Below are 21,509 nucleotides of genomic sequence, written 5' to 3'. Positions count from 1 at the left end.
GGGTGCTACCGCGAGAACCAACGAGGACGCCAGGAACGGGATACGGCCAGGTGGCAGCGGCAACTCGTGTGAGGGAACAAGTGCCAGCCCCAGATGGCTGGTCCAAGACCTTCACCGACCCGCGTCTTTGCGCGGCGATCGTCGACCGGCTCACCTTCAACGCCACCCTCATCGAGACCGGCACCGAGTCCTACCGGCTCGCCCGCACCAAGGCGAACAAGACCACCGGGATGAAGTAGTGCCCCACGCGCGTCGACACGGGGCCTGGCGAGTGGCTCGATGTTGACGTGTGTGGTCAGCGTCGGGCGATCATGGTGCATGACTCGCGCTCTGTCGACACCGCCCGTCATCGCCTCTGGCTTGCTCGCCAGCTCCCCCCAACCCGTGCTCCCCGCCACCGGGGGCTTGCTGCTGCGCCCCTGGGAAGAATCCGACGCACCAGCATTCCTGTCTGCGTATCAGGATGACGAGATCCGCCGCTGGCACACGCGGCGGCCCTCCTCCGAGGCGCAAGTCCGGGAATGGTTCGACGCATATCGCCAGGACTGGAAACGCGAGAAGGGCGGCCACTGGGCGATCACCCGCGGCGGCGGCGAGGTACTCGGCCGGATCGCACTACGCGGACTGGACTTCGACGACGGCATAGCCGGCGCGGCCTACTGGGTACTCCCGGCCGCCCGCGGCGCCGGAGTGGCCTCCCACGGCCTCGGGGCGCTCACCGCCTGGGCCCTGAACGAGATCGGCTTCCAACGCCTGGAGCTGGACCACTCCACCCGCAACCACGCCTCCTGCAGAGTCGCTACCAAGTCCGGCTACCTCCTGGAAGGCACCAAACGTAGCGCCGCCGTGCATGACGACGGCCGACACGACATGCATCTGCATGCTCGCATTCGAGGCGACTGAGTCTTCCCCTGTCTCGTGACAAGCGCCGCCACCGAGTGCCGACGTCCTGATCAATCGCTGTTGGGGCACCCCCACCGACACCGCCCGGTGGTCCCAGAGCAAACCGCCCTCCGGAGCCACTTCACAACGCCTGATCTTCACGAATCAATCATGAACTGGGGCCAGTTGGAGTCGCCTTGGTGGGGCCGCTGAACGTCGCCCTAGCCACCGTAGGGGGCCCGCGCCCCGGGTTCCTGCCGCTCGCCGGGCTGGCGCGCGTCCATTTTCGTCTGCTCCCCGACGCCCAACGGACGGTGAGCTCCCACCATCGGCATGCGCTGGACCGAACAGACCGGCTCGGTCGCCCAGGCACCCGAGACCATCCACGACCAGGGTGCGGCCCTGGCATGACGATCGGGCCTTCACCAGTGGGCCGCAAACGGCGGGCGACTGGCGCACTCCGCTGGCAGGATCGGCGCATGCTCATCACACCCCGCCCGGGCGCTGACCGCAGGAACATCCGAGAAGCACTCCGCAACGCGTATACCTCGGCCGGCAATCTCCAAGGCGCTGGCCCGCAGACGGCGTTCTCACGTCTCATGCGCTACCTGAACTGGGCCACCGACACCGCGGGCGTCCTTCGTCACCAGATCAGCGACGACGACATCGACCGCCTTGTTCTCACCCGCCGCTACCAGGCCCTCCTCAGCAGCTGTGGCACGCTCGCGGGCAGCGCTCAGGAGCGCCTCGTCAACGGGTTGATCGACTTGGAGATCACCGAACGGGTCCAGGCATTCGACGGTGCCCTCAACACGCTCAACGAGCAGATAGGCCGCTGGACCGGCGCGGAGCATTTTGTGGTGGCCGACTCCAGCTTCTACATCCAGAACACGGCCAAGCTTGAGGACGCTGACCTGCACCAGATCCTTGGACTGCCGTCGAATCCGCCCATCCGCCTCCTCTTCCCCATCGCCGTGGTCGACGAGTTGGACGGTCTGAAGGAGGCCGGTAAACACCAGGCCAGATGGAGGGCCCTGCACACTCTCGGTCTCCTCGACAGCACCCTGAAGGGATCCACCTTCGGCATCCTGCGCCAGACGGACAACAGCGGTGAACCCGCCCGCTGGCAGGGCGAGATCAGCGTGGAGATCGTCTTGGACCAGCCCGGGCACGTGCGTCTGCCCATCACCGATGACGAGATCATCGACCGTGCTGTCGCCATTCAGGCTCTGGCTGCCCGGCCTGTGCGGCTGCTGACGTGCGATACCGGGCAGCACACTCGCGGTTGCGCCGCCGGGCTGATGGTGACGAAAGTACCGGCGAAGGATCCGGGCCTGGAACCCGACTGGGAGGCGCAGGACAAGCCGGGCAACGGCGGCCGGGCGCAGCGCAAAGCGAAGCAGGCCGCCCGTCAAGCAGGCAGCGGTATGCCCAGTCAGCGGGAAGGTTGAACCCGCGGCAGCGGCGCGCCGGATCCGGCGTCCTGGGTGGATGCCTGGAGAGCAGCCTTGTGGCGCCTGCAACGGAAGCGGGCTCACCGAGCACAGCGTCGAAGTGGACAAGGACGGTGTGCAGCAGCATGTCACTCGGTCCTGGACCGGCGCATGCTCGCAGTGCCACGGCAGCGGCACCAGCTAGCGGCCCGCCATATCGCCCGCGCACTGCTCACAACTTGACTGCCAGGCAGCCGTCCGCGAGGCGGTCGAGCTGTCCGGGCTGCCGCAGGAGAAGCTCGGCGAGCTGGCACGGCGGCCAGCTGGGGTGGAGGGCGAGCCGCGCCGGGCACGCCTCGGGCGCCGGCTCGCTGAGTTGAGTGTGAACGCCGCAAACACGGAGACGGTCCGCCTGGCCGCGCAACAGCCAGGCGCAACCCCTGTCACAACCGCATGCTTCTGGTCGACCGAGGCATCGGGACACGCGGCCCGGACCGCTCCGCGGGCGCGGACCAGCTGGCGCAGCTCGGAGCGCGCCGTCGGCAACGAGGGGGCGTTTTTCCAGTAAGGGTGCCACCACAGCCGAACGGACAGAGCAACAGGCGGCGGCGCGGGGTTGGGGGCGCGGGGGCGAGGTGCGGCGAGCGCGTTGTAGGTGGCGTTCCAGGCGGCTTGCGTCTGCACCAGTGTGACTGAGCGCCTTACCTGGCACCGCTAGTCAACTACGGCGCTCAGCTGTGGAACCGGCCCCCGGTCAGGGTGGGACGCATCAGCGGCGCCGCTGGTCGGCGCGGAGTTCGAAGTCGCCGTAGCTGTTGTCGACCGGGTTGACGGTGACTCCCGGGGTGACGATCTCGTCGATGGCGTCGAGGGTGTCGGAGGAGAGGGTGATGTCGGCGGCGGGCAGGAACGCCTCCAGCTGGTCCATGGTGCCGCGGGCCGATGATCGCGGAGGTGACGCCAGGGTGGTTGATGACGAAGGCGACGGCGAGTTCGATCAGGGAAAGGCCGGCCTTCTCCGCCAGGACGGCGAGCTGTTCGACGGCGTCGAGCTTGCGCTGGTTGGCGGGGGTGTTCATGTCGAAGCGGGCCTGGGGGCGGGCGGCCGAGGCGGGGCCTTCGGTGGTGTTCTTGCGGTAGCGGCCCGAGAGCCAGCCGCCGGAGAGCGGGCTGTAGGTGAGGGTGCCCATGCCGCCCTGAGGCCGCTGAGGGTCGGTCGTGCAGCCAAGTTCACCTGCAGTCCCGGTGATTGCCCGTGCCCGCACACGATTGCCATCTCAACCTCTGTGCCGCGCCAGCACAGGGACGGGCCCGGTGCGCACGACCGCCTCGTTGCGCTGGGCCCCAACCAAAGGTTTTGCGCGAGCTGGAGCGCGTCTTGGACGTGTCATGCGCTGCGCGCTCGGGTCGAAAGGAAATGCCTGTGGAGGAGCGGGCAGCGGGCATTCGCGTACCGCACTGCCCGACCTCGCGCCGGGTAGCGCCTTGTGGAAACCCGTCGATACTCGGACCAGCTCATGCGCGGCTGCTTCCGCACCGGCAGCACCGCACGCGCCGGACGAGGGATTTCGGGCAGGCTGGTCGCCATGAGCGTGATCTCTCCTCTGGTGAAGCAGTTGGGCCTGGAGCCGCACCCCGAGGGCGGCTGGTTCCGCCGGACCTGGCAGACCGAGACGCAGACCCTCGCGGACGGCCGCCGCGCCGTACGCCCCTGCGCGACCGGGATCTACTACCTGCTCCATCCCGGTGAGGTGTCACGCTGGCACCGGGTCCGGTCGGACGAGATGTGGCTGTGGCACCGCGGCCACCCCCTGACTCTCCGGCTCGGCGGCCACGGCCCGGACCCGGACCCCGGCCCGGCGCGGGCAGTGGTCCTGGGACCCGGTGTCGAACGCGGGCAACGGCCCCAGTACCTCGTTCCGGCCGGCGCATGGCAGACCGCCCAGTGCAAGGGCGACGAGCCGGTACTGGTCTCCTGCATCGTCGCACCCGGCTTCCACTACGACGACTTCGAGATGCGCTGACCCCGCCTTCTCCACCTGTCCAGCAGCCCGATCAGGCGGCAGGCATGCGCGGCGCTTCTCACCGCGCGCCGTCGTCAGCTATCCCCGGCTGGACCGGTCGCACCCCCGCCACCCGACCGCCCCACAACGGGTCACTGGACGCCCGGTGGGCCACCGACCGCGCGATGTCGCAGCCTTCCAGCTCGGCCACCCACCGGGTCACTGCTGACGCCGGTTGTACTCCGCTCTCAGGTACTTGAGCCGGCGACGGACCTTCTCACCCACCCTTGCTGCCTCGGGGGCCGGGACACCGGCTCGGCGTGCGGCCCGGGGCCAGGCCGTGTCGGCGTGGAGGGCGTAGGCGATGGCCACGGCCCGCTGCTCGGGTTCCAGCTGGCGCAGCACCCACTCGATGCGGTCCTCGAAGCCCTCCAGGAGCGGGTCGCCCGCAGGCGTCGGAGGAGGGGATGAGGGCGTCGGGCTGGTCCAGCATGGTGATGAAGCGGTGCCGGATCTCGCGCTCCCACTCGGGCTTATTGTCGGCGGAGGCAGCCGCGAACGCCGCGTTCAGCAGGGCCGACACTTCCGCGTCGGGGCGCGGCGCATCGTCCCAGGTGGAGTACAGCAGACCGGCGGCCGCCCGGGTGCGCCAGCGGTCGGGGTCCTTGCCCAGCAGGACGCGGATGAAGGCGTCCAGCTGCCGGTCGGGCCGGTCGCCGTGGCGGACGACGGTGTGCCGGGCCTGCAGAGCGGCGGTGTAGGCCGAGCGGGCGGTGAAGCCTCTTCCCCACGTGCGGGCTCCCCAGCGCTGCTGGTGACGGTGGAGAGTGACCAGGGCCTGCATGGGGTGCCGCATGTGCGGCGGGGCGAGGACGTCGGTCAGTCCCATCAGGGCGCCAAAGGCGTCGCCAGCTCGCTGGGCGGGTCCGTCGGGGCCGATCACGAGGCGGATCGGCCCGATCATGCCTGCTTCGACCTGGGCACCGGGTGTCGAGCGCACCTTGCGGGTTATGAAGCGGTCCAGGCCTCCTCGTTCGATGGCCTGCACCGTTCGCCACATCCAGCGGGCGAGGATCCTCGTGGCCGCCGCGGAGTCCGGCACGGCGGGCGTGGTGCAGTCGTCGTGCACGAGGCGTCCGAAGGCGTCACGTGCACAGCGCGCCGTGTCGAAAGCACCCCACGGACAGGCCCGGGCACGCTGAGGCAGACGTTCGGGCCGTGCAGCGAAGCTCTCCCCGAACGTCTGCGCCAGGGCGCGCAGCAGGTCGCCGGCCCCGTCCCCGGCCGGCATCAGGTCGCCCAGGACGGGTCCGATGTCGTAGGGGAAGTACCGCTGGATCACGCGGCGGGCCGCGGTCACTCGGGCAGCCGCCTGGCCCAACAGCTCGATCTCGGCCCGGACCGGCCACTGGGTGCACAGAATGGCCAGCAACCGGGGGCTGGGGCGGGGGGTGTCGCCCAGGCGCATCTCGTGCGTCCGCTCCGGAAGGCGCGGGCACAGGCTGCACCGCTGGCCGAGACCGGGCACCGGGCCGGCGACCCAGCGCGGTGGCGATCGCTGCTGCGTGTGTTCGATCTCCGGCCTCCCCGCCGCCATGCCGCTCACGCGGCCCTTGCTACTCACGGGCGCTCCAGCAGCATCGCGGCCAACGTCATCGCCGCGATTGCAACTCCGGCCGCCTCCGCCGGACTCGCGCCGGTCGCTCGCAGCATGCCGAACACCAGGCCGCCGCACAACGCCAACACCAGCACCCACAGGGGCATTTCGACCACCTCTCGCGGGCAGAACTCTTCCGCCCTCACCCTCCTGGGCCGAGAACCACCCCCACCGACAAAAAATCTTGAACGGATTTCGGGCACAGGGCATCGGCCCGCGTGCGCAGAGGAAGCCGTGCCCGCACGCCCTCTGGTGGCCGCGCGGGCCGCAGTCGACGATGTCCAGGAGGAATCACAGACGGGGGGCGGAGCGTGGAGCTCGGGGCGTTCTTCAGCAGCGGCGACGGATGGGCCGAGTGGGTGCTCGACGTCGGGCTGATCGAGTCGCTGCGGTTTGGGCCCCCGGACGGTCACACCGACCTGGACGTGGCGATCGCGCTGACCCGGCTCCTGTACGACGACTTCGTCTCCTACGGGACCGACGGCCGGGACATGCGCCTGAACAACGACACCGTGTCCGTCGTCATCAAGGCCCACCGCGCCGTCATCGAGCGTCTCGCCCTTGAGCCGCCGGCGTGGCCGTTCCGGACGTTCGACGGCCCGCGCGGCTTCGGTTCGTACTGGCGTGACAACGACATGAGCGGCAGTTGGAAGGCCCGCCGCGACTGCGTGGAGAAGATCCTCGGCCCGACCAGAGACGCGCTGGAGGAAGTGCAGGAACTGGAGTACGAGAGCCGGTTCCGCAACGGCCCGGCGGGCAGCTTCAAGAACCTGATCTTCGCCGCCGACGGCGAGAAGCCCGAGATGGTGCTGCGGGACGCGGTTAACAACGACGTGGAGATCGTCCGCAACGCGCACACGTGCCTGGTGTTCACCGATCCGCTGCCGCCGCAGGGCCTCACCTGGCAGCAGATGGTCGCCTGGTGGACGAAGAACCACCAGCCGGACACCGACGAGAAGACCGCCGCGAGCGGCCTGTACCGGCGTCTGTACCGGTCGCTGGACTCCGTGCCCGAGCAGCTGGTGATGCGGACGTACTGCGCCCGCTACGCCGAAGAAGGCGGCTTCGACCTGCCCGCGCTGATCCCGCAGGTCTACCTCCACTACGACCCCTACACCCGCCGCAGCGGCAAGCAGTCCGGCGCGCTGCCCCGCCAGCGCATGGACTTCCTGCTCCTGGCCCCCGACCGCTCCCGCATCGTCATCGAGGTCGACGGCGTCCAGCACTACGGACAACCGAACCCGCCCGACGAGAAGGGGCGGATCACGCACACCGCCGTACCGCGGCTGTACGCGGAGATGGTCGCCGAAGACCGGCGGCTGCGGCTGGCCGGGTACGAGATCTACCGCTTCGGCGGCTGGGAACTCACCCGGCCGCACGCCGAACAGCTGGTGGAGGACTTCTTCACCGAGCTCCTCGCCCGGCACCGGAAACCGGCCCCGTAGATCGGTGTCGTCTCCCTGCGGGGCCGTGCCGTGGAGGCCGAGCTCATGCGCTCGTATGGGCCAGTCGTCGGCGGGCAGGAGCTCGCCCAGCTTCCGGAGCGTGGCTACTGCCTTCCTGACTTCGTCGACGGCCGCGTCGATGGTGGCCGGCACGGTCGTGTCCCGGGGCGCTCAAGCCAGCGCTGCAGCAGGGCGAGGGCCACGTCGAGGCGCTTGATGACCTCCGGGGTCGGGTGCGGGAACAACAACCGAAACAACGGTTCCCAGTTCCGTACACGCCCCAGCAGTTCCATCCTTCTCGCCTCGAGCTCGGAATTGGGCACCCAGCCCCACTTGGCAGCGCCGAGGTAGACGAAGCCGTCGGACCTGCGGTTCGGATCAACGTTGCGGATCTGCGAGTCCGCGAGGATCGCCAGGAAATCCGCTTCGATCAGGCCCAGGTCCTCGAAGAGGCGGTCGAGGTAGGTCGGCGGGGCTTGCGTCGATGCCATCCGCCGATGATGCCCTACGCCTTGGGGAGACAAGAGGCATCGCCGGTCGACGTTTGTGCAAGGTGGGGCGCGCATTGAACCGCCGTTCGACGCGAAGCGGTGCTCGAAGTCGCGGATCTCGGTCATCGACTCGAGCAGCCCTCGTGGTGTCCAGCGTGGAGGGCGCCGCCTCGTCGCTCTTGGCGCCGGTGGCGAGGGCGTGGATCCGCTCGCGGTAGGCGGCCGCGTAGATCGTCACCAGCTCGGTGATCTGCTCGTCACTGAGCGCCTTCGCGTAGCCGATCAGCGCGACGGAGGCCGAGAAGCGCTTGAGGTCCCAGGTGAAGGGGCCGACGTAGGCCTCGTCGAAGTCGTTGACGTTGAAGACCAGGCGCCCGTTGGAGTCCATGTAGGTGCCGAAGTTCTCGGCGTGCAGGTCGCCGTGGATCCACACGCGCGAGGTGCGGTCGTCCAGGTAGGGGCCGCCCCGCTTCTCGGCGTCGACGTCGTGGTAGAAGAGCGCGGCCGTCCCCCGGTAGAACGCGAAGGCCGAGGCGGCCATCTTCCGGAACTTCACCCGGAACGCGGCCGGGTCGGCGGCGAGGAGCCGGCCGAAGGCGGTGTCGAAGACGGCGAGGATCTCCTCGCCGCGCTGCTCGTCGTTGAGCTTGGGGAACCGTCACGATCTGCTGGTTCGACACGATGCGTATGCCCGTCTTGGCTGACCGACGGCTTCAACCTGCTTGCTGGAGGCATCAACTGGTGGCACCTGGCGGTACGCGGTGCGAGCCGTGAGTGTCAGTGCCAAGGCTTAGAGTCTGAACGGCCGAAGGCCCTTCAGACGACGAAGGGAGACCCTGCGAAGCCACGCCGTGGAAAGCCGCTTCGCGAAGAGGGGTCTCCCCATCGCCTGACGTCGGGCTCCCGATCCGTCGAAGGAGTACAGAAACCGTGACGCCCCTTGACCGTACCCGAACGGGTACGGAGTCCTCCGCAACCCGGTCCTACCCGTGGCTGCCCGTCCTGACGACGCTAGCGACCCTCGCCACCGTCCTCGTCCTCGCTTTGACCGGCAACGGCACGGCCGCGGCCGCCGTGGCTGCCGCGGGAGCCACGGCCGCCGGCGGCCTGCAGGTCACCGTGCACATCCGGCGATGACTACTGCCCGGCCGCATGCCGGGGCGCCCGGGCACACCCTGCCGGTACGCAAAATCTCCGCCGCCATCACCTGCTCCTCCCTGTCGTTGCCACAGTAGGACCAGGCACTGACAACGGCCCTTCCAACCGGAAGGGCCACCGGCTCCTCCGCCCCTGTCCCGGCGACCAGCGCAGGTCAGACCTATGGACAGGGGCGCATAGCCTCTTCCGGCTCTCCTCCGACGCCTACGCCGAGGGCTGGCTGCAGAAGTGGCCCCGGATGGACAAGGAGACCATCTCCCAGTGGTCCGAGGGCATCGTCGCCTCCACCGGCTGCCCCTCCGGCGAGGTGCAGACCCGGCTCCGCCTCGGCCACTTCGACGAGGCCCTCAAGGCCGCCGCCGACTACCAGGACATCTTCGGCAAGGACCGGTACTTCCTGGAGCTCATGGACCACGGCATCGAGATCGAGCGCCGGGTCCGCGACGGCCTGCTGGAGATCGGCAAGAAGCTCGGCATCCCGCCGCTGGTCACCAACGACTCGCACTACACCTACGCGCACGAGGCGGGCGCCCACGACGCCCTGCTGTGCATCCAGACCGGCAAGAACCTCTCCGACCCGGACCGCTTCAAGTTCGACGGCACCGGCTACTACCTGAAGTCCACGGACGAGATGTACGCCATCGACTCCTCGGACGCCTGGCAGGAGGGCTGCGCCAACACGCTCCTGGTGGCCGAGATGGTCGACACCACCGGCATGTTCGAGGCCAAGAACCTCATGCCGAAGTTCGACATCCCCGACGGCTACACCGAGGTGACCTGGTTCAAGGAGGAGGTCCGCCGCGGCATGGAGCGCCGCTTCCCCAGCGGCATCCCCGAGGACCGGCAGAAGCAGGCCGACTACGAGATGGACGTCATCATCCAGATGGGGTTCCCGGGCTACTTCCTCGTGGTCGCCGACTTCATCATGTGGGCCAAGAACAACGGCATCGCGGTCGGCCCCGGCCGAGGCTCCGCGGCCGGCTCGATCGTCGCCTACGCCATGGGCATCACCGACCTCGACTCTGTCGACATCGACTTCGACGAGCGCCGGCGGTCGTGTTCGCTGCCAGCGGTCTCGTCCGCGCGCTCGGGCCCGCGCAAACACCGATGACCGTCGAGTCGGTCGTGGACCACGTCGAGGCCCTCAGCATCGCGCTGGTCCGCACCCTGGACGGGAAGGTGGACGCCGCGCTGCGGGAACGGGCCAGGGCCGTCCACCGTGCTTCCATGACCGACTATCTCGCCGAGCGCGGTCACTTCGCGGCTGAGGCCGGACAGCTGGCCGATCTCTTCCGCGAACCTAACCTTCAAGAGCAGTTGCACCAGGCCGGACGGCAGCTCCTGCTCATCCTCGGCATGGAGCTGGTCCATCGCCGCCCCTCCGGGCGCCCGCGGTGATCGCGCTGACAGTCGCCGGGACTCTGCGGTTCTATGTGGCCAGACAGGACAGGCGGGGACGGTAAGAACCCGAGTGTCGGCGTGCGCGGGGGTACGCCGCAGACCGAGCGGGTTGTGTGGGCGGATAGCGAGTGCAGGACTGGCCATGACGAGACGGTCGGCTTGGTGCCACCTGGACCGTGCCGTGCACGAACACGTCTGAGACAGCACGGTGTTGGCAGGTCCAGGAGCGAGAGAGGCAGAGGCGCGTGCGGGGTGAGGTGGGATCCACGCGGAGCGCTTCCCAGTTGCGTGATCTCGTAGTTCTACGCGCGTTTTCCATGTGACTTGTCCGATTTACCGAGTGTCTGAGAGGCTTTCAGGGCACGTCAGTGGTCCTGACGACCTGCCAGCCCCGTGCCGCCGTCGGCGGAGTGGGCGTGAGCCGTGCGCCGCGGAGGCACCCGCTGTTCGGGGTGAGCTTCCGGTGGCGTGCACAGTCTCCGATGGTGGACTCGAAGGGGCAGACGGTCTTCGCTGCTACGCGCTACGAGGCACGTGACGGTGACGGCGGCCCTCGCCGGTGCTCCCTGGACAGGAGTGCCATGCAGTTCGGGTGCGTGCCGCACCCGGCGCCGCCGGATGCGCCCAGTCGCGCCCGGGGCCACGAGGGCTCCCGGAGTTAGGGACCGTCTGTTTCCCATGTCTACCCAAGAGACCCCTGAGGGGTCCTTCCCGTCTCCGACCCACTCGACCTGGGCGGAGAACCTTCATGAAGCCATCGTCAATACCTGTGCGGCCGAGGGCTTCGCGCCCGTTCCCCGCCAGGCTGTGCTGGAAGGTCTCGCTCCGGCACTCGGCCGGGGCGAGGCCAAGCGTGTCATCGAGCGCCGCCGCGGGAGCCGGTTCCTGCGCGCCACGGCCTACCACATCGAGCAGCGCGATACCGACGGGGCGTTGCTGGTGCTGAAGGTGGAGCTGCACGGGGCGGCGACGCTGCCCTGGGTCATCAACGACCGTACACGCAGCGCGTGGCTGCTCCCGTCTGCCGAGAACCAGGAACGTCTGGAGGAACTCGTCGACCAGCAGCGGTTGGTGGCCGCCTGGGACGTCGGGGTGCAGCGGGCGAAGGCGGCGCGGCGGGCGCTGGCCTCGACCGCGACGCCGGCCGAGAAGGACGCGGCGGTGGCTGCGGTGGAGACCGCCGAGGAAGAACTGGCGCGCGCGCAGGAGGGGCTGGAGGCGTGCGAGCAGGCGCTGGGTAAGCGGCGTCCGCTGCCGGTGGTGCGGGCCGTCACCGAGGACGGGGCCCCGCTCGCGGCTCTCACGACGGAGGAGGTCCGTGCGGAGGTGGCCGCGGAGGTGCAGCGGTACGCCGTGGAGATGCTGCGGCGCCGGGCGCGGCAGCGTCCTTACAACCTGGTGGAATCGCTGGTGCAGGAAGGCCAGCGGGACTCCACCGTGGTCGTGCTGCAGCGGACGCCGGTGATCGACCCGGACGGATCACGGCGGAACGTCTGGCGGGGGCAGCAGGCCACGGGCGCTAACCGGGCCTACGCACGGCTGGAGACCTTCGGAGTGTCGGCACAGCAGCTTCTGACCGGGGTGCCCCAGGCTGTGCTGCGGCTGCCTGGGGAGGAGGAGAACCGGCGGATGGTCGTGCAGGGGCTGGGTGAGATCCTGCGGCGGATCAGCGCCCTGCTCAACGCCGAGTACGCCGACCCTGACCGGGATCCGGAAGGGCGTGCGCAGCGGACGGTGCGAATCGCGCAGGTGCCAGCCCGGGTCGTGGTCGGCGCTAAGAAACCGGAACGGCTGGAGGAGTCGCTGCGCCAGCTGAACGTCCACGAGCACCTGCATGGCCAGCTGGACTACGAGGACATGGACCGCTCCCTGGGGCTGTGGTCGACCCTGGTCAAGGCCTACCAGGCTGCGGGCCGGCTGGGCGAATTGCTCGCCCAGGAGGTCACCCAGGGCCGCGTCGCGGCCGGTGAGCTGCACGAGGACGCGATCGCCGACGCTCTGGTCGGGGCCCGCGCGCTTGACGCGCTTGAAGTCCTACTGCCGCCGGGCGACGAGGTGAGCCCCATGACTCTGCGGGACATGGCGATCCGCTGCGCCACCGTCATGCTGTTCCCTCCGGTCCCGCCGCGTCCGAAAAACCTCGCGCCGCGCGCGCCGATGCCCACCGGCCGGTACTGGCCGGTGGTGCGTGCCACCCTGCAGGAAGCCTCCTGGAGCCAGGAGAACGGCACGAGGGCCAAGCGGCGGACGGAGATCTGGGCGGCCGTGGTCGCGCAACACTTTCTCCGGCCCGGTCCCCTCGCCGCCGCCGAGGGCCTGTTCGGCAAGCCCGAGGTGCAGTTCGGAGTGCGACCCGATGCACGCAGCCTCGCCTCACTGCTGACCGCCTGCCGCCAGGGGGACGCCGCGGCCTGGGAGACCCTGGTACGGCGGCATCTGGTCCCCGGCATGATCAGCGGTGCTGAACCGTTCATCACTCCCAACGAGGGCTCGTTCAAGGCTGCGGACCGCAAGGGTGTACGGCGCTCGCCGGCCAACGCGGTCCAGTCGCTGGTGAACGCCTACACCGACCCGCCGCAGGGGGTGACCCGCGAACTGCTGGTGGCGTTCGCCGATGAGATCCTTCATGCACCCGACGCCGGCTTCGGTGTGCCGGATGAGGCGCTGGGCACCTTCTCGGCACCCGACCCGCTCGGTAATCCGCGCGAGGGGGTTCTCGCCGACAAGGAGTGGTTCGACAACCTCTTCCCCCTGACGTCGTTCCGCAAGGGCGAGCGTCAGAAGCCGCCCGCGGACGCCGCCACCGGCACCGAGGCTGCGGGCAGTGGTGGGGACACCGTGGAACTCGAGGAGGAGATCCCAGAGCTCGCGCTGGCACGCATGACCCGCCTGCGCGCGGAACTGGCCTCCGCGGTGACCAGCAACACCGAGAGCGTTGCGGCCGTCGTCGAGCAGCTCCGCCAGCTCCTGGCGATCATCCAGGACGCCGTGCGCGCCCGTAAGGACGCCGACGCCCCGGAGGAGCCTGCCGAGGTGCAGAAGCTGTACGTAGCGGAGTTCGGGAAGATGAAAGAGGAGGCCGAGAAGATCGCGCCGCTGCTGGACGCGGCCACCCTGGCGGTGATCTCGCTGTGAGCGGGGACTGCTGCACGGAGCCGGTAGCCGGACCGGTGGTCGACGCGCGAGTACTGCGCCATGCCTGGACGGCGCTGGGCCCGCTGGTGCGCGGCGACTGGCCCGCCCCGCACAGCCTGCAGTCCCACCAGCGGGCGGAGACACTCGCGGTGCTGGACGAGGTGCTCGCCGGGCTGTACCTGGCGGTCGGCGCCGACGGGCGTCTGCGGTGGCTGGGCAAGGCCCACCGTGACGGCGGCATCGGCGCCCGGCTGCGGAACCACTTCCGGCATCCGGAGCGGGCCCGGGTCTTCGCGGGGGTGTTCGTCGTGGCGGCCGATCCGTTCAGCCCGCCGAAGGCGATCGAGGCCGCTGAGGGCCGGGCGGCCGACCTGATCGGGCTGCGTGGTCGCATGGGGCCGCGGACGTGGCCCGTGGTCACCCAGGACCAGTGGCTCGCCCTGGTCACCTCGTACCCGGCAATCCGTCGTCCCCGACCGGCCGGGGACGACACCGGTGACCGGCCGGTGGCACCGGCCTGACGGGCTGGGCCAGGCCCCCGGGTGCCTCCCAGCCGCTGCGCCCGGACGTGCTGGAAGGCATCCCGCTCGGCGGGTGAGGGTGCCTGGCAGTCAGCCGCCGTCGCGGGCGATGTGCCGGCCGACGGCCAGCCAGACCGGCTCGCTGCTTCTTTGGGCACGGCGCCTGTGAGGCCGTCGAGGCACTGGACGGCCTCACGCGGTCGGCGATCGCAGCGGCGCAGCGGTGGTCGTCGCGGTCATGGTGCTGTCAGGTAGGCCACCTGCAGCAGGGGGCTCCCGTCCCGGCTCGGGGGTGACACGGAACGGGAGCCCTATGTCCATCTTCCTCGCCATACGGCCGGGCACACGGCCAGTGCTTCCCGGTACCAGCTCACCCTGACCCCAAGGCGTACGCCAGCACCGGCCTCCGAGCCGTCCACCCCGACCAGTAGCCGCCAGTCGCCCGGAGGCAGACCGACATGATCGTCGCGTTGGACCGGGTTTGGCCGGCCGAGATGGGCGGCCACGCTCTGTGCCATCCCGGAGTGCGCTGCCTGCCCTCATCCGGTGACCCTGCGCCCATTACGACGGAGGTGCCACCACTTCGTGGTCTGCCTGCGCGGCAGTGGTGCGGCCATGGGCTTCCATGCCCTGACGTTGGTCGGTGACAGTTCGGGGAAGTCGGAGTCGTGGCGGGCGATGTAGTCGGCGAAGGCCGGCATGGCGTCGCGGATGGTGGAGATCAGTCGTTCGGTGACGTCGAGTCCGTTGCCTCGATAGCCGGCCGTTACCAACGTGTGCGCGCCAGGGCCGCGGAAGTAGGCGAGCGCCTTCAGAGCCTTATTCGGATCTTTCCGTAGCATCTCGTGCAGTCGCTGCGCGCCTCGGGCATCGTCCCCGATCCGGAGGCGATTGGCGGCCAGCAGGGCATAGGTGCCGAGGGAACCGACGCATCCGGACAGGTGAGCCGCTTCCATACGGACGCTGATGTCGGTGAGGCAGTTCGAGAGGCTCTGGATGCTGCGGCCGGCTTCGGCGCTCGCTTCGTGCACTTCCTCCAGAACGGCGAGGAGTTGGGCGCGCAGGTCCGTGACGGCCGGGGCGCCGGTAGCGGTGATGGCGTCGTACACCCCGGGCTCCGGCGTGGAGACGGCGGTAGGAAGGGACCACAGACCAGCGGGCAACAGCGCCGGCGTGGTGGGGCGAGCGCTGCCGGGCATGGGGAAGGCTGCAGCGCCGACGGGTCCGTGCAGGGCGGCGGTCCGGGTGAGTAGTTCAGCGGCCGAGAGGCGTGCAGCGGGGTCTTTGGCCAGGGCCGCAGCGGCCAGGGGGCGCAGCGCTGCGGGCACGCCGTCCAAGTCGGGACGGGCGTTGATGATCCGGTATTCGATCCCCGTGGGCGCGCCGAAGGGATGCTGGCCGGTGGCCGCGTAGGCGATGAGGATGCCCCAGGCGAACAGGTCGGATGCGGTGCCGGTGGCGGCGCGTTCCAGCTGTTCGGGTGCCATCCAGCCGGGTGTTCCAGTGGTCATGCGGGTTGAGGTGACCGCGGTGGCGTCCAGGTGGTGGGCGATGCCGAAGTCCACCACCCGCGGCCCGTCGGCGGCGAGGATCACGTTGGCCGGTTTGAGGTCCCGGTGGGCCACCCCGGCGTGGTGGATGGAGGCCAGTGCGTGTGCGGTGGCTGCCGCGAAGGTCACCAGGGCGGCGCCGGTGAGAGCGCCGTGGGCCTGGACGTGCTCGGCCAGGGTGCTGCCCGCCACGTAGGGGGTGGCGAGCCAGGGCCGTTCCGCCCTCGCGTCAGCAGCGGTCAACTCGAGCAGGTATGGGCCGGACACTTTGGTCAATGTGGTGACCTCGCGGGCGAACCGGCGGCGGTGCACCGGATCTGCGGCGAATTCCGGGTGGAGCACCTTCACGGCCAGAGGCGTACCACCCGTCGGGTGCACGTAGTAGACAGTGCCCATGCCGCCGGCGCCGAGGCGGCGCAGAGGGCGGTAGGGGCCTATCCGGGTGGGCAGTCCTGCCGCATCCACTGCGGATGTCCTCCGTGCGCTCCGACGCTGATCAGGCAGTGATCGTAACCGTCGTCAAAGTTTCGGTCAGCGCAGTCATGAAGGAGGCGGGCCGTTGATGCCGAAATTGCACGCCGCCCTCGGCCCTGACCGGTACTCCGCCGCCCTCGTGGAACTGGCGTGCAGCGACGCTGCCGGCGTCCACCATCTCGCAGGGCCCGACGCTGTGCGCCGTCACGAGCTCGGCATTCTCATCGCCAGACGTGACAGTTTGGATGCCTCCCGGCTGCCCACGGGGCTACGGGCCCACAGCACACTTCCCGGCGCCCTCGACGTACGCCTCGACAGCCGGGCCACCCAACGGAAACTACGCACCACGTTGCGCGGCGCCCACCAGTTCTGCACCACACCAACGTGACCACCCAGCCCGACACCGAGCTGCGGGCTCGGGCCGGGGCGCAGGTGGAGGTGGCCGGGCAGGCTGGACGCGTGGACAGGGTGATCCGCCGGGTGACGCGGCGACGGGGTCAGGTCAGGCGCTGGGCAGCCGGTCCGGGACGGTGAACTCAAGACGGGTACCGCGGCGGATCTACTGGGCGAGGCTGAAGATCTGGTCGGCGCTGGGTGCGCTTTGGGTGACGTACCGGATGATGCGGTAGACCTCGTAGCACAACTGGCCATCTCTCAGGGCGAGGGCCTCGTGCTGAAGTCGGTCGAGCCGTCGGCGGCCAGTGACCGCACGGCGCAGCGCGGCGTCGGCGAGCGGTCGGGTCGGCATATCCGTCGTGGACGTTGAGGCCGTCTTCGATGGTCTTCACAGTGGTGTTCCTTTCGGCCCGGATACCGGTGCCTTCGGGGTGAAGACGGTCTTCCGGTTTCAGACGAGCGGGAATGTAGGTCGTCTGCACCCTTACCGTCTCCCGCAGCCCGGAGACTGGTGCACGGACGGCAGGCGGTGGGTGGTGATGCGGGCGGCGGGCGGATCGCCAGCATGTGGAGCCGGGGCGCCTTCGGCTCCGGGCGTGGGTGGCCTTTTGACCGGTTCTCGCGTCTGACCTGCGCCGATGCGCCGACCGCGGAAGGTACGTCGTTTCCCGGTCCGGCGCGATCGGCTCGCGCTCGCGGTCCGTGCGCTGTCACCATCGGTTCACCGCGCCGGGCGAAGCCCCGCCGAGCCCGCGGTCGTTCGACACCCACCACCGTTACTGGAGATACCGTCATGCCCGTGCCCCCGTCCACCGGCCCCGCCAGCGCCCGGCCGGCCGCCCCGGACGCGTCCCGGCGCCTGGGAGCCGGTGAGGCCTGCGTCCTCATCGCTTCCATCGCCGCGGTGACCGTGCTCGCCATCCTCCAGCGCCCGATTCCCGCCGTCCTGACGGCGCTCGTCGCGGCGGTCTGTCTCCTGCTGCTGCCCGGACGTGCGAGCCGCCTGCTCGCCGCGCTCGCCTCCGGGAACCGAGAATGAGCCGCCCCGGCAGCCCGGGTCGGCTCGGCAGGCGGGCGGCCGAGCCCGTGAAGCTGACCGAGCTGCGCGGCTGGATGCGCAACGCCAAGGGCAGACGGACCTTCGACAGCATCGTCCGCCGGGCGGAGGAGGCCGGGATGGCCGTCTCCGACAAGACCCTGCGGCGAGCTCTGACCTTGGGCGGCGGGCTGCCCAGGCGGTCCACCGTTCTGGCCTTTGCCCGGGGGGCTGCTGCCGACATGGCCACGGCCGGCCTGATGTGGGAGGCGGCTGTGGGCGCCGTCCGCCCGCAGCCGGTCATGGCGGCCGGAGACCGATACGTACCGGGCCGCTTCACCACCCAAGCCGGGATGGGCAAGGCCATGGCCCGCATGCGCGCCGCCACCGGCGGTCCCACCGTGGGCGCGATAGTCGCCGCGGGCGGGGGCCGGTTCTCCCGCAGGGACCTCGACCGTGTCCTGAACGGTCGGCGGCTGGCCAGTGAGCAGCTGCTGATCGACTTCGCGGCCGCCATCGGGGCCGGCGAGAAGGCCACCCGGGCCCTGCTGGACGGCCGCGCGCGGATCCTGGCCGGGCCGCCTGGGCCGGTGTCCTTCTACCCGTGCGCGATGTACGAGTGGCTCGAGGTGCGGCGCCAAGACAACGAAGCTGCCCTGGCGTGGCGCAACGAGCCCGAACTCGACTGGTACGACCGGCAGCTGCGCAACGAGGAAGAGGCCGAACACCGGCGCTGGGTCGCCTGGGTCGACTCGCTCACCGACGAAGAGCTCGACGAGCCGCAGCGGCAGGCCAGGTCGGTGGCCGGAGCCCTTGGCGACCTGGGCGCCGAGTTGGCCGTGTACCTCGCACGCACCCGCCCCGCCGACGAGGCTGGCCGCTGACTCAGGAGCCCCTCTCTTTGTGATCTCGTGGCCAGCGCTCCCCTGCTCGCGGTGGCGTGCTCAGGCGGCGCCTGCTCCTGGCCCTCACGGTGGGAGGGCCGGCGTCCCGCCCTGCCCGCGGGGCGCGCCCCGCTGAACCCGCGGAGCTCTACCGGCGGCGGTCACGCCACCAGGCAAGCCGGTGAGCGGAGTCCTGGGGGAAGACTGACTGAAGCGCGACGACGCCCAGGCCCAGCACGAGGCAGCCGAAGGCCGCGGCGGCCAGCCACCACGGGGCATCAGCCAGCGCCACGACCATGCCGGTGACGCCGGTGGCCAGGAACGAGATCAGCGGTCGGTGCATTGCGAGGTCTCCCCCATTCAGACGGGCGCACCGGTGGCGGTGCGCAAATGCCGTGCCCGGATTGTGTGCCGAGCGTGCATCCAACTCATAGGAGAGAGGGGCTTTCTGTGTATCGGTGGGTGTCACATGCGGAATCCGTACTGATCGAAGGCGTGGTGCCACGCCTGCTCCATCGCCTGCTCCAGGAGCAGGGTGCTTCGCCTGTAGGCCGCGGTGGCCAGCCACTGGACGACGTCGGGCGAGCCGCCGACGGCGAGTTCGGCGGCCACCGACCGCCCGGGCCAGGGCCAGGTGGCGCGGATAACGCCGAATCGGGGTCTCTTGTGCTCGTTGTACTTCAGGGTGAGGCGGTGGAATACGCGGGCCTTGCCGCGGGCCTCCCTCAGCTTCTTGAGGTAGAGCTCGTCGGCCCCATGGTCGGCGACCCGGTCGATGAAGTCATCCATGTTCTTGAGGGTCATGGCGCGGGCCTCGGCCATGACCCGGTGCTGTTCTTCGGCGGTGATGAAGCCGAAGCGGACTGCCTGGTCGGCGGGGAGCTCCAAGGCGATCCGCGGGGCGTCCTCGGTGAAGGTGTGGTTCCAGTCGATGAGGAGGGCTTCGATGAAGGCGGTGACCTTGTCGGGGCGCAGCCCGGCGGCTGCGGCGACCACGGGTTCGAAGCCGGGCACAGGTTCCAAGTCGGACGTGCTCTGCCGGCGCTGGAGCGGCCAGAAAGCCTGCCGGTTCCGGTAGGGGAAGACCAGCAGGCGGCCGTCAGCTGCCCACGCGGCACACCGTGCGGGTACTCGTCCGGAGGCGCTGCGGGGGGCCTGAGCGCACCAGGCGGCCGGTGTGCGCAGCAGCCAGAGGGGAGTCCCTGACTCTTCCACCACGCCGGCGGCAGGATCGCCTTTCGTACGCTCGACCAGCCAGTCCTCAAAGTAGTCAAGGTGCACTCGGCGCTCTGCGCGCCAGACCGCTGTCCCGCCCCGGCCGGTCCAGTCGTAACTCGTGATCCCGTGCCGCCGCCGGAACCGTCTGCCTTCCCAGTCGGTCTTGAGCCACCGCTGGTACAGCTGGTTCCAGGCGTCGCCCTGCTCGTACATGACCTGCTCGGCGACCTCGGCGCGAGGGCCGGCGAGGAAGTGGCGGGCCGCGGCCGTTGCCACCCTGAACCGCTTGATCGCGTGCCATGCCTCGTCCTGTTCCAGGGCTTCCGCGACATGCAGGAGGTGGTGTTCGTCAGGATTCAGCGGGGTGTCGGACAACCGGTGGCCCTCTCGCACGACCTCCGCTCTCTCCAGCCATGCCTTCTCCGGGGCGGTGCTGGTCGCGGCCATTGCAAGCCGCCACAGGCCGAGTGCGGCCCCATGGCGCAGGAGGGGGAGCAGGTCGGTAAGGAAGTTGTCCGTGAAGGGTTCGGCCCGGGCGATGGCGGTCGTCACCGCGTCGGTGAGCATGCGGCCCTGGTAGTCCCGGTGGGCGCGCCGGTGCTGTCCGGGCAGTTGCAGGGAGACGGCGCGGGCCCGCTCCAGCAGGCTGGCAGGCGCCCGTACCCGCAGGGGTACACCGCTGGGGATACGGGCGTCTCGCCAGTGCCGCGGCGGGGGGTAGCGCAGCACGGTGGAGATGTGGGTGATCCGGTCCTCGGGGTGCAACTGTTCCTGGAAGGCGACGTGCTCGGTGAGCAGTTGGCGGACCGTCGCGTCCCGTGACGTGCCTTGCCGAGCCATGATCCGGGTCAAGGCATCAAGGGCGCTGGACACGACGCGCACGTTGGTCTCTACGTTGCCGGTCATCTCGCCACTCCTCGTCTTCCTGCCGCGGCACAGTACGCGGTGGTGGCCTCGGGGCCAACGTCTTCTCCTGCGGCGGCCGGGCCGGTCGAATGCGGTCAGCGGGCCCGGGCGCGCGCTGCGTAGCGTCCCTGAAGCCGGACCAGCATGATGCGGCAGTACTCAGCCAGCGGCCCGTGCTAGTCCTCGTCCAGGACGAAGGCGACGGTGTGGACGCCGTCGCCTCCCGGGAGGACCGCGCGGGGCTGGGACGCACGCAGGTTCGGCCAGTAGCGGCCGTGTGCGAACCCGGAAGCCGCCCGCCAGGCGGCCCCCACCTTCACGGCGGTCAGACCCGCAGCCGGTGCGGCGGTGAGCAGGATCTGGGGGTCCTGGGTGCGGTCAGCGGGGCCAGGCCGAGCTGATCGGCGAGGGCGCGTATCTCGGCCCGGCGCTGCGCACCGGTCATGCCGCCACCGGACGGCAGGTGGCCGGTGTCCGTCTCGTGCTGCTGCCGGTTGCGCATGTCCTCGTCCCACAGCGACAGCGCGCGGCGTCGGCGCTCGCCGCGCCCGGCGCCGTCGAGGAGCTACAGGCCGGTGGCGAAGTTCTCCAGAGCGCCGCGCAACAGCGTCCAGGGACTGGTCGCATCGACCTCGCCGGCCACCGTCAGACGGCGCAGCGCGTCGGCGTGGGCCAGGCCGGCGGAGTAGGAGCTGCGGATCAGGTGCGCGGCGGAGTACGGGCCGAGCGGGGCGTCGTCGGCAGCCAGGCTTCTGGCCGGTGCGGGTGCGGGCAGCTGCCGGTAGGCGTCCTCACCGCGGCCCTGCTCGACCGCGTGGAACAGCGGCAGAAGATAGGCCCCCCGGAAGGCCTGCGTGCTCATGCCCGACAACGGTAGAACGCAACGACCGTGCAAAGTAGCCGTTTTGGCGGCATCGCG

At 70.1% G+C, this 21,509-nt stretch carries 20 protein-coding genes and 5 pseudogenes; 13 read left to right on the top strand and 12 right to left on the bottom strand.

Translation table 11 applies throughout. The features are described 5' to 3' along the window. Positions 1–95 precede the first annotated feature (95 nt). The 3 genes and pseudogenes from AC07CM_RS34320 to AC07CM_RS34310 all read left to right on the top strand — a co-directional run. Positions 96–239: pseudogene (locus AC07CM_RS34320) on the top strand (ATP-binding protein); the annotation flags it as partial. A 79-nt stretch (positions 240–318) separates the two neighbouring features. Continuing rightward, positions 319–903 (top strand): GNAT family N-acetyltransferase, encoded by a 585-nt coding sequence (locus AC07CM_RS34315; RefSeq protein WP_478880384.1) that lies wholly within the window; start codon positions 319–321, stop codon positions 901–903. Between the two features lie 458 nt (positions 904–1,361). Continuing rightward, a complete protein-coding gene (locus tag AC07CM_RS34310; RefSeq protein WP_478880383.1) occupies positions 1,362–2,333 on the top strand; it encodes a PIN domain-containing protein in 972 nt (323 codons plus the stop codon). Positions 2,334–3,084: 751 nt separating this feature from the next. Here the strand turns inward: AC07CM_RS34310 and AC07CM_RS34305 are convergent. Then, positions 3,085–3,243 carry a hypothetical protein gene (locus tag AC07CM_RS34305; protein ID WP_478880389.1) on the bottom strand — a complete coding sequence of 53 codons (159 nt, stop codon included), beginning with the start codon at positions 3,241–3,243 and terminating at the stop codon, positions 3,085–3,087. A 64-nt stretch (positions 3,244–3,307) separates the two neighbouring features. Further along, positions 3,308–3,505: pseudogene (locus AC07CM_RS34300) on the bottom strand (aldo/keto reductase); the annotation flags it as partial. Positions 3,506–3,901: 396 nt separating this feature from the next. On the opposite strand from AC07CM_RS34300, the gene AC07CM_RS34295 reads away from it, so the two are divergent. Then, positions 3,902–4,339 carry a cupin domain-containing protein gene (locus AC07CM_RS34295; protein WP_478880382.1) on the top strand — a complete coding sequence of 146 codons (438 nt, stop codon included), beginning with the start codon at positions 3,902–3,904 and terminating at the stop codon, positions 4,337–4,339. 256 nt (positions 4,340–4,595) lie between these two features. Here the strand turns inward: AC07CM_RS34295 and AC07CM_RS34290 are convergent, their stop codons facing one another. Then, complete coding sequence (locus tag AC07CM_RS34290) at positions 4,596–5,942, bottom strand: hypothetical protein (protein ID WP_478880381.1); 1,347 nt, start codon at positions 5,940–5,942, stop codon at positions 4,596–4,598. After that, complete coding sequence (locus AC07CM_RS34285) at positions 5,939–6,082, bottom strand: hypothetical protein (RefSeq protein ID WP_478880380.1); 144 nt, start codon at positions 6,080–6,082, stop codon at positions 5,939–5,941. The genes AC07CM_RS34290 and AC07CM_RS34285 overlap by 4 nt, the downstream gene beginning before the upstream one ends. Before the next feature lie 204 nt (positions 6,083–6,286). On the opposite strand from AC07CM_RS34285, the gene AC07CM_RS34280 reads away from it, so the two are divergent. Further along, positions 6,287–7,420 (top strand): hypothetical protein, encoded by a 1,134-nt coding sequence (locus tag AC07CM_RS34280; protein WP_478880379.1) that lies wholly within the window; start codon positions 6,287–6,289, stop codon positions 7,418–7,420. 545 nt (positions 7,421–7,965) lie between these two features. Here the strand turns inward: AC07CM_RS34280 and AC07CM_RS34275 are convergent. Continuing rightward, positions 7,966–8,530 (bottom strand): annotated as a pseudogene (locus tag AC07CM_RS34275) (DUF2252 family protein); the annotation flags it as partial. A 311-nt stretch (positions 8,531–8,841) separates the two neighbouring features. On the opposite strand from AC07CM_RS34275, the gene AC07CM_RS34270 reads away from it, so the two are divergent. The 5 genes and pseudogenes from AC07CM_RS34270 to AC07CM_RS34250 all read left to right on the top strand — a co-directional run bounded on the left by AC07CM_RS34270 (position 8,842) and on the right by AC07CM_RS34250 (position 14,126). Next, positions 8,842–9,048, top strand: a complete 207-nt coding sequence (locus AC07CM_RS34270) for a hypothetical protein (RefSeq protein ID WP_478880378.1) — start codon at positions 8,842–8,844, stop codon at positions 9,046–9,048. Positions 9,049–9,238: 190 nt separating this feature from the next. After that, positions 9,239–10,123: pseudogene (locus AC07CM_RS34265) on the top strand (PHP domain-containing protein); the annotation flags it as partial. 53 nt (positions 10,124–10,176) lie between these two features. Then, complete coding sequence (locus AC07CM_RS34260; protein ID WP_478880377.1) at positions 10,177–10,467, top strand: hypothetical protein; 291 nt, start codon at positions 10,177–10,179, stop codon at positions 10,465–10,467. A gap of 681 nt (positions 10,468–11,148) precedes the next feature. Then, complete coding sequence (locus AC07CM_RS34255; protein WP_478880376.1) at positions 11,149–13,605, top strand: hypothetical protein; 2,457 nt, start codon at positions 11,149–11,151, stop codon at positions 13,603–13,605. Next, the gene (locus AC07CM_RS34250) at positions 13,602–14,126 is read left to right on the top strand and encodes a hypothetical protein (protein ID WP_478880375.1); all 525 of its coding nucleotides are present in this window, start codon (positions 13,602–13,604) and stop codon (positions 14,124–14,126) included. The genes AC07CM_RS34255 and AC07CM_RS34250 overlap by 4 nt, the downstream gene beginning before the upstream one ends. A gap of 539 nt (positions 14,127–14,665) precedes the next feature. Here the strand turns inward: AC07CM_RS34250 and AC07CM_RS34245 are convergent. Beyond that, entirely contained in the window at positions 14,666–16,141 is a 1,476-nt protein-coding gene (locus AC07CM_RS34245) for a protein kinase domain-containing protein (protein ID WP_478880374.1), read from the bottom strand. Positions 16,142–16,277: 136 nt separating this feature from the next. Here AC07CM_RS34245 and AC07CM_RS34240 point away from each other — a divergent pair. Next, a pseudogene (locus AC07CM_RS34240) lies at positions 16,278–16,538 on the top strand (dTDP-4-dehydrorhamnose reductase); the annotation flags it as partial. Between the two features lie 171 nt (positions 16,539–16,709). On the opposite strand, the gene AC07CM_RS34235 reads toward AC07CM_RS34240, so the two are convergent. Next, a complete protein-coding gene (locus AC07CM_RS34235) occupies positions 16,710–16,898 on the bottom strand; it encodes a hypothetical protein (protein WP_478880373.1) in 189 nt (62 codons plus the stop codon). Between the two features lie 441 nt (positions 16,899–17,339). On the opposite strand from AC07CM_RS34235, the gene AC07CM_RS34230 reads away from it, so the two are divergent. Together AC07CM_RS34230 and AC07CM_RS34225 are read left to right on the top strand one after the other, a co-directional pair. Continuing rightward, positions 17,340–17,585: a hypothetical protein gene (locus AC07CM_RS34230; RefSeq protein ID WP_478880372.1), complete on the top strand. Its 246-nt coding sequence runs from the start codon at positions 17,340–17,342 to the stop codon at positions 17,583–17,585. Next, positions 17,582–18,466 (top strand): hypothetical protein, encoded by an 885-nt coding sequence (locus AC07CM_RS34225; RefSeq protein WP_478880371.1) that lies wholly within the window; start codon positions 17,582–17,584, stop codon positions 18,464–18,466. Before AC07CM_RS34230 ends, AC07CM_RS34225 begins: the two co-directional genes overlap by 4 nt. 148 nt (positions 18,467–18,614) lie before the next feature. On the opposite strand, the gene AC07CM_RS34220 is transcribed toward AC07CM_RS34225, so the two are convergent. From AC07CM_RS34220 to AC07CM_RS34200, 5 genes are all read right to left on the bottom strand, one after another. Beyond that, entirely contained in the window at positions 18,615–18,809 is a 195-nt protein-coding gene (locus tag AC07CM_RS34220) for a hypothetical protein (RefSeq protein ID WP_478880370.1), read from the bottom strand. 122 nt (positions 18,810–18,931) lie between these two features. Continuing rightward, positions 18,932–20,590: a hypothetical protein gene (locus tag AC07CM_RS34215; protein ID WP_478880369.1), complete on the bottom strand. Its 1,659-nt coding sequence runs from the start codon at positions 20,588–20,590 to the stop codon at positions 18,932–18,934. 176 nt (positions 20,591–20,766) lie between these two features. After that, positions 20,767–20,910: a hypothetical protein gene (locus AC07CM_RS34210; protein ID WP_478880368.1), complete on the bottom strand. Its 144-nt coding sequence runs from the start codon at positions 20,908–20,910 to the stop codon at positions 20,767–20,769. A gap of 5 nt (positions 20,911–20,915) precedes the next feature. Next, the gene (locus AC07CM_RS34205; RefSeq protein ID WP_478880367.1) at positions 20,916–21,092 is read right to left on the bottom strand and encodes a hypothetical protein; all 177 of its coding nucleotides are present in this window, start codon (positions 21,090–21,092) and stop codon (positions 20,916–20,918) included. 63 nt (positions 21,093–21,155) lie between these two features. Continuing rightward, positions 21,156–21,452, bottom strand: a complete 297-nt coding sequence (locus tag AC07CM_RS34200; RefSeq protein WP_478880366.1) for a hypothetical protein — start codon at positions 21,450–21,452, stop codon at positions 21,156–21,158. Between the last annotated feature and the right edge of the window lie 57 nt (positions 21,453–21,509).

Source organism: Streptomyces sp. NPDC044061 (assembly GCF_056434305.1).
This window is presented reverse-complemented; position numbering and strand designations above follow the sequence as displayed.